The organism is Hydrogenivirga sp., from assembly GCF_056450045.1.
Genome location: NZ_JBWONM010000226.1, coordinates 1 through 6562 on the forward strand (window position 1 = coordinate 1; position 6562 = coordinate 6562).

The 6562-nt window shown below is 54.1% G+C and carries 9 protein-coding genes; 8 read left to right on the forward strand and 1 reads right to left on the reverse strand.

What is annotated here, in order from left to right; genetic code table 11:
• From AC1HCM_RS09285 to AC1HCM_RS09320, 8 genes are all read left to right on the forward strand, one after another.
• On the forward strand, window positions 1–650 hold a 650-nt coding region (locus AC1HCM_RS09285), incomplete at its 5' end, for a F0F1 ATP synthase subunit delta (protein WP_479461481.1).
• Window positions 640–2124 (forward strand): F0F1 ATP synthase subunit alpha, encoded by a 1485-nt coding sequence (locus AC1HCM_RS09290; RefSeq protein WP_479461482.1) that lies wholly within the window; start codon window positions 640–642, stop codon window positions 2122–2124. The genes AC1HCM_RS09285 and AC1HCM_RS09290, both read left to right, overlap by 11 nt.
• Entirely contained in the window at window positions 2121–2948 is an 828-nt protein-coding gene (locus AC1HCM_RS09295) for a F0F1 ATP synthase subunit gamma (protein ID WP_479461483.1), read from the forward strand. The genes AC1HCM_RS09290 and AC1HCM_RS09295 overlap by 4 nt, the downstream gene beginning before the upstream one ends.
• Window positions 2945–4309, forward strand: coding sequence for a F0F1 ATP synthase subunit beta (gene atpD, locus AC1HCM_RS09300; RefSeq protein ID WP_479461484.1), 1365 nt, complete (start codon window positions 2945–2947; stop codon window positions 4307–4309). The genes AC1HCM_RS09295 and atpD overlap by 4 nt, the downstream gene beginning before the upstream one ends.
• Window positions 4290–4685 carry an ATP synthase subunit epsilon domain-containing protein gene (locus AC1HCM_RS09305; protein ID WP_479461485.1) on the forward strand — a complete coding sequence of 132 codons (396 nt, stop codon included), beginning with the start codon at window positions 4290–4292 and terminating at the stop codon, window positions 4683–4685. Before atpD ends, AC1HCM_RS09305 begins: the two co-directional genes overlap by 20 nt.
• Window positions 4686–4955, forward strand: coding sequence for an AtpZ/AtpI family protein (locus tag AC1HCM_RS09310; RefSeq protein WP_479461486.1), 270 nt, complete (start codon window positions 4686–4688; stop codon window positions 4953–4955).
• 14 nt (window positions 4956–4969) lie between these two features.
• Window positions 4970–5203: a hypothetical protein gene (locus AC1HCM_RS09315; RefSeq protein ID WP_479461487.1), complete on the forward strand. Its 234-nt coding sequence runs from the start codon at window positions 4970–4972 to the stop codon at window positions 5201–5203.
• A 54-nt stretch (window positions 5204–5257) separates the two neighbouring features.
• A complete protein-coding gene (locus AC1HCM_RS09320; protein ID WP_479461488.1) occupies window positions 5258–5749 on the forward strand; it encodes an FKBP-type peptidyl-prolyl cis-trans isomerase in 492 nt (163 codons plus the stop codon).
• On the opposite strand, the gene AC1HCM_RS09325 is transcribed toward AC1HCM_RS09320, so the two are convergent.
• A partial coding sequence (locus tag AC1HCM_RS09325; protein WP_479461489.1) for a metal ABC transporter permease occupies window positions 5746–6562 on the reverse strand: 817 nt, incomplete at its 5' end. The two genes, AC1HCM_RS09320 and AC1HCM_RS09325, sit on opposite strands and share 4 nt — an antisense overlap.

Sequence of the window (6562 nt, forward strand, 5' to 3'; positions counted from 1 at the left end):
TTCTCAAGAAAAGGAAGGAGTATATAGAGGAAAGGATAAGGAAGGCGGAGGAGGCGGAGAAAAGGGCGAAGGAGCTTGAGGAGAGGTACAGGAAGCTCATGTCCGAGCTTGAGGAGATAAAGAGGGAAAAGCTCTCGGAGATAATGAAGGAGGTGGAGGAGGAAAGGGAGAGGCTCTACAGGAGGATGAGGTCCGAGCTTGACGCCGAAAGGAGGAAGTTCCTTGAAAGCCTTGAGGCTGAGAGAGAGGAGTTCCTGAAGGAGGTAGAGGAGGAGGTCATAAGGAGCTCCCTCTTCTTTGCAAGCAAGCTTCTGAGCAGGTTTGCGGACAGGAACCTTCACAGAAAGCTCTTTGATCTTGCCCTTGAGGTCATGGAGGGCTTCAGGGGAGACGAGACTGTTGGGAGGGAGCTGAGAAGCTCTCCTGAGGTAAGGGTTGAGAGCGCCTACCCCCTCGGTGAGGAGGAGGTAAACCTAATCAGGGAGAAGGTGAAGGAGCTCTTCGGGGTTGAACCGGAGATTAAGGTTAGGGTAAGTGAGGGACTGATGGCGGGTGTCAGGATAAGCATCGCCTCAAGGGTGATAGACTCCTCCCTTGAGGGTCAGCTCTCAGCCTACGAGAAGCTTCTGAGGGAGAAGGTTGAGTCTTAGGGAAAGGCTTAAGGGCTTGGAAAAGGCTCTGAGAGAGGCACCGGAGGACTACACCGCCCAGCCCCTTATCAGGGAGAGGGGAAGGGTTGAGTTTGTTGAGGAGTTCATAGTAAGGGTCAGGGGTCTTCCGGAGGCTCTCTTTTACGAGCTTTTAGAGTTTGAGGGCGGTGTAAGGGGTATAGTGGTTGACCTAAGGGGTGATGAGCTGACCGCCATGCTCCTTGAAGGGCAGGAGAAGGTGAGGGTCGGTTCCTCCGTTTACAGGACGGGACGCGTTGCGGACGTTGGTGTGTCTGAGGAACTCCTGGGGAGGATGGTTGACCCCCTCGGAAGAGCCCTTGACGGCAGAACCCCTCCGAGAACTAAAGCCCGCTACCCTGTGGAGAGGGACGCCCCCTCCCTCTTTGACAGGGACTTCGTGAGGGAGCAGCTCTACACGGGCATAAAGGTGATAGATACTATGTTCCCCATAGGTAAGGGACAGAGGGAGCTCATTCTGGGAGACCCCTCAACGGGGAAGACCTCCATAGCGGTGGACACCATACTCAATCAGAAGGACAAGGATGTCATATGCGTTTACGTCGCCATAGGGCAGAGGAAGCAGTCTATACAGGAGGTTTACTCAACCCTGAGGGATGGGGGAGCACTGCCCTACACGGTTGTAGTCAGCGCCTCCTCCGACGACCTGCCGAGCCTTCAGTTCCTCGCTCCTTACGCGGGTACAGCCGTTGCGGAGTACTTCCTTGACAGGGGGAGGGACGTCCTCATAGTTTACGATGACCTTACCAAGCACGCCTTCGCCTACCAGAGCATATCCCTCCTTCTCAAGAGACCTCCCGGCAGGGAAGCCTTCCCCGGAGATATCTTCTACATCCACTCAAGGCTCCTTGAAAGGGCATGCAACCTGAAGGAGGGAGGTTCCATCACAGCCCTGCCCATAGTTGAGACCCAGGCGGGGAGGATAGAGTCCTACATACCCACCAACGTAATATCCATAACCGACGGGCAGATATACCTGGATGCTTCCCTCTTCAACGTTAATCAGAGACCTGCGGTTGATGTGGGAAAGTCCGTCTCAAGGATAGGCGGTAAGACCCAGATACCAGCTCTCAAGGAGGTCTCCCAGCACCTCAGACTCTACTACGCTCAGTTCCTTGAGCTTGAGATATTCACGAGGCTTGGGGTCAGGGTCTTCGGGGAGACGGAGAGGATAATAAGGAGGGGGAAGAGACTGAGGGAGCTCCTGAAACAGCCAAAGCACAGACTCTATCAGGTTGAGGAGATGGTCCTCATTTTCTTCCTCCTCAACGAAGGCTTCTTTGACCAGGTTCCGGAAGAGAAGGTGAGCGAGGAGGCTGAGAACGTCCTTGATAGGGTGAGGAGGATAAAACCGGATATCCTTGAGAGGATAAGGAAGGAGAAGGTCCTTACCAAGGAGCTGAAGGAGGCGATAAGGGAGGCTGTGAAGGGATGAGGAGCACGAGGGAGATAGACCTTAAGATAAGGAAGTTTCAGGAGGTTCACAAGATAGTCCTCTCAATGAAGTCCGTAGCCTCAACGAACGTGAGGAGTGCCCAGGAGAGGATAGAGAGCCTCAGGTCCTACGCGAAGGAGATATCCGAGTCTATATCAATGATACTCTCCTACTTCCCCCACCTGAGCATACCCGCGGGGGATGGAGAGACCCTCGTTGTAGCCTACGGTTCCGACCAGGGACTCTGCGGTACCTTCAACGAGAAGATAGGGAGGTTTGTGGAGGAGAGGTTTCCTTTTGCCAGCTTCGTAGTTGTGGGAAGGAAGCTTGACGAGGTCCTCGGCGTGAGGAAGCTCAGCGTTCTCAGCGCTCCAGTCAGCTATGAAGCGATCTACAGCTCCGCCAGCACGCTCATAGACCTCGTGGCTGAACTCTTCCTTGAGAAGAGGATATCCGAGGTCTTCCTGGCTTATAACCAGTTCCTCGGTGTCGGAAGGTACAGCCCCACCCTCCGGAGGGTCTTTCCCTTTGAGGCTGAGAGAAGGAGCGACCTTGACATCCCTCCCATCCTTGACCTACCTCCGGAGGAGGTCCTATCAAGCCTAATCCTTGAGCACCTTTTTTCCGAGATATACAGGGCTTACCTTGAGTCCTTTCTGGCTGAGAACGGGGTGAGGCTCATGAACATGAACAACGCCTCAAACTCAATAGAGAGAACCCTTGAAGACCTGAGGATTGAGAGGAACTACTACAGGCAGGAAGAGGTAACCGCCGAGATGCAGGAGATACTTTCAACCTTCAGGGTCCTGGGAGGTCGGGAGTGAGCGGAAGGGTCTGGGCTGTCAGGGAGAGCGTTGTGGACGTCCTTTTTGAGAGGGACAGCGTCCCCTTTTACAGGGAACTCCTCGTCGTTGAGGAGAGGGGCACCCTCCTTGAGGCGGAAACCCTCAGGGAGGACGGGATGGTCTCCTATCTCGTCCTCGGGAAGACCCACGGACTCTCAAGGGGTATGGGGGTGAGGAGAACGGGAAGGGTTCTGAGCGTGAAGGTGGGTAAGGAGGTCCTCGGCAGGGTCCTAAACGCTCTGGGGGAGCCAATTGACAGGCTCGGTTCTCTGCCTCCCACAAAGGAGTATCCCGTTTACAGGGAGGCTCCCCGGGTGGTTGAGCAGAGGGAGAGGAGGGAGATACTTGAGACGGGGATAAAGATAGTTGACCTTCTCGTCCCCTTCGTCAAGGGCGGGAAGGTGGGACTCTTCGGAGGGGCGGGTGTTGGGAAGACGGTTCTCCTCACCGAGTTCATCTACAGGGTGGTGAAGGTTCACAGGGGGATATCCGTCTTCGCCGGAGTCGGGGAGAGGATAAGGGAGGCTCATGAGCTCTGGGCTGAGCTCAAGAGGATGGGCGTTCTTGAAAGGACGACCCTTGTTCTCGGGCAGATGAACGAGCCTCCGGGTGTGAGGGCGAGAGCCATATTCCCAGCCCTCTCAATAGCGGAGTACTTCAGGGACGAGGAGGGGATGGACGTTCTTCTCCTGATTGACAACGTCTTCCGTTACGCCCAGGCCGGGATGGAGGTCTCAACCCTCTTAGGTAAGCTCCCAGCAAGGGCCGGTTACCAACCTACCCTGAAGGAGGAGATAGCCGCCGTTGAGGAGAGGATAGCCTCAACCAAGAAGGGTTCAATAACATCGGTGCAGGCTATATACGTGCCCGCAGACGACATAACTGACCCCGCACCCTCAAGCACCTTTCCCCACCTTGACAGCATAATAATCCTCTCAAGGGCGAGGGCTGCAAAGGGACTTTACCCAGCCATAGACCCCCTTGAGTCAAGGACTAAGGTTCTTGACCCTGCGGTTGTCGGAGAGGAGCACTACGAGGTAGCGAACATGGTCAGGTTTCACCTCCAGAGGTACAGGGACCTTGAGGACATCATCAACATGCTCGGGGTTGAAGAGCTATCAAGGGAGAACAGGCTCATCGTTGAGAGGGCGAGAAAGCTTGAGAGGTTCCTGACCCAGCCCTTCTTCACCACCGAAGCCTTCACGGGAAAGAAGGGGGTCCATGTCCCCCTTGAGGAGACCGTAAGGGGATGCAGGGAGATAATTGAGGGAAGGTACGACGATGTAGATGAGACCCGCTTTTACATGATAGGGGGTGTGGATGAAGCCCTTCAGCCTTGAGCTTATAAGCCCTGAAGAGGAAGCCCGTCTTGAGGTTCTCTTCCTATCCCTTGAGGACAGGCTCGGGAGCCTCGGCATCTACGCCGACCACGACAGCTTCCTGACTGTCCTCACAAGGTCAGTGGGGCACTTCCTTGACCTGAAGGGAGAGAAGAGGTTCATCGCCTACGACTTCGGTCTCCTGAAGGTAAGGGACAACAGGGTCTCTTTGATAACGAGGACCTTTGTGGTGGGTTCAAGTACGGAGGAGATGGAGGAGGAGCTAAGAAGAAGGGTTGAGAGGATTGAGAGGGCGGAGGAGAAGATAAGGAAGAGCCTTGAGGAGCTTGAGATGGCTATACTCAAGAGGCTTGCGGAGATAGAGAGGAGCCTTTAGATGGCAGATTTTTTCAGGGAGATAAAGAGGAGAATAGAGAGGATGCGGGAGAGGAGAGAGGAGAGCCTCTGGCACACCCTGACTTACGTGGGGAGCGTGAGCGTGGTCCTGCTCCTTCCGGTGGTTATCGGGGCTTACCTTGGCTGGTTTCTGGACGGAAGGTACAGGGCGGGGAAGATATCCTGGACGATAACCTTCATCCTTCTGGGTCTCATGGTGGGTATATACAACGTTTACTTCATCTTCTACAGGAGGGAGATCAAAAGGTAACTTATAATTTTTCCATGCGAGAGATCCTGAGAAAGATATGGCAGTTTCTGTCTTTTATCTTCGTCCTCTACGGCTTTTACCTTCTCTTCCTCTTCCTATGGGACACCTTTACGAGGGTCAAGGAGGAGGTTGCCCTTCCTCTTGCAGCCTTAATTACCCTGTTCGTCATGGGTGTCAGTGCAGTCCTTTGGATAAGAAAGCATAGGGAGAACATCCCCCTGGGCAAGCTCTCAGGACTAAAACCTTGACTTGAGGAGCATAAGGCTTAAATTCTTTGAATCAAACTATAAAGGAGTTTTGTCATGTCACAGGTTGAGAAGAACAAAGTCGTCTCCTTCCATTACACCCTTAAGGATAAGGAGACGGGAAGCGTCATTGAGTCCAGCAAGGAAGGTGGGCAGCCGGTAACCTTCCTCGTAGGTGCTGGGGAGATAATACCGGGTCTTGAGAGCAGGATGCTCGGCATGAGCGCCGGAGAGACGAAGGACATTGAGGTTCCTGCCCAGGAGGCATACGGACCGAGAAATCCCGAGCTCATTCAGAAGGCACCCAGAGAGTACTTCCAGAACATACCCCTTGAGAAGGGTCTTCCCCTTCAGGCTCAAACGCCGGAGGGAGGAATAGTCAACATGGTCGTCGTTGATTTTGATGAGCAGACCGTTACGGTTGATATGAACCATCCCTTGGCTGGAAGGGACCTGGTCTTTGAGGTAGAGGTCATTGATGTAAGGGAAGCCTCTCCCGACGAGATACTTCACAGGCACGCCCACGGTCCCGGAGGGCATCAGCACTAAGCCCTGACCACCCTTCTTACAAAGGCTAAGACGAAGGCTCCTATCATAATCCCGACGATGGAGCCGCTCGGAGGCAGGTCGTAGTAAAAGGCTAAGGCTACGCCTGCCACTACCGAGACAACGGATAGGGTTGCGGATATAAGCACGGAGCTGAGAAAGGAAGTGCCCAGCAGCAGAGACGTAAGGGCTGGTACAACCACCATTGAAGAGGCGAGTATCACACCCACAGCCTTTATCGCAAGAACTATCACGAGTGAGGAGACCGAAAGGAGAAGATGGTTCATTAGGGCGGTGTTAACGCCCCTCAGCTTTGCTATCTCTTCACTGAAGGAGAGCAGAACGAGCTTCCTATAAAAGATGATGAAGAAGGACATAACAACGCCGAAGGAGAGGAGGGAAAAGTAAAGCTCTTCCTTCGTAACCATCAGTATGTTCCCGAACAGGTAGCCAAAGATGTATTCGCTGAAGCCCTTGACTATACCGAGTATGAGCACGGCGAGGGCGACGCCACCGGAGAACACGAGGGCTATCGCTGCATCTCCAGGAACACGACGATGGGAGCTCAGGAGCTGTATCAGGTTTGCCACAACGACGGTAAAGAAGGCTGTGAATATGAAGGGCTTTACGTCCAGGAGCATGCTCAGAGCTATACCGCCGAAGGCTGCATGGGAGAGACCAGCCCCCAGGAAAGCCATTCTCCTGAGGGTAAGAAAGACCCCTGCGAGAGCACAGGCAACGCCTATCATCAAGCCGGTGAGTATCCCCCGCTGAACGAAGTCGTAACTAAACAGCTCCATCGCTGACGCTTCCCCT

Bases quoted from the DNA above. Each gene is read 5' to 3' on its own strand.
- AC1HCM_RS09295 (WP_479461483.1), top strand. From the start codon at position 2,121: ATGAGGAGCACGAGGGAGATAGACCTTAAGATAAGGAAGTTTCAGGAG.
- AC1HCM_RS09305 (WP_479461485.1), top strand. From the start codon at position 4,290: ATGAAGCCCTTCAGCCTTGAGCTTATAAGCCCTGAAGAGGAAGCCCGT.
- AC1HCM_RS09310 (WP_479461486.1), top strand. From the start codon at position 4,686: ATGGCAGATTTTTTCAGGGAGATAAAGAGGAGAATAGAGAGGATGCGG.
- AC1HCM_RS09315 (WP_479461487.1), top strand. From the start codon at position 4,970: ATGCGAGAGATCCTGAGAAAGATATGGCAGTTTCTGTCTTTTATCTTC.
- AC1HCM_RS09320 (WP_479461488.1), top strand. From the start codon at position 5,258: ATGTCACAGGTTGAGAAGAACAAAGTCGTCTCCTTCCATTACACCCTT.